The following is a 238-nucleotide window of genomic DNA, read 5'->3' as shown; positions in this document are numbered from 1 at the left end:
ATTGCCCACAGCGGCGCCTTCGCCGCGCTGATGCCGACGTTTACGATGACGAGGGCGAGCACGATCATCAGTGCTGTTGAGGCGTTACCTGCGAACACAAAGCCAAGGCAGGCCAGCGCGCACGGAATGACGACGTGCCACGTGCGCTCTTCGGTACGGTCCGAATGCCTCGCCCACAGGATCATTGCGACCACGGCGGCGATGCTGGGGATGCCGGCGAGCAGGCCCGTTTCGAACG

1 pseudogene is annotated in these 238 nt (G+C 64.3%); it reads right to left on the bottom strand.

Features of this window, described 5'->3' with window-relative positions:
* Positions 1 to 238 (bottom strand): annotated as a pseudogene (locus SB822_RS60690) (MFS transporter); the annotation flags it as partial.

The organism is Paraburkholderia sp. SIMBA_054 (genome assembly GCF_046534875.1).
Taxonomy (GTDB): domain Bacteria; phylum Pseudomonadota; class Gammaproteobacteria; order Burkholderiales; family Burkholderiaceae; genus Paraburkholderia; species Paraburkholderia hospita.
The sequence above is the reverse complement of the archived record's forward strand: the minus strand, read 5'-3'. Positions and strand labels throughout refer to the sequence as shown.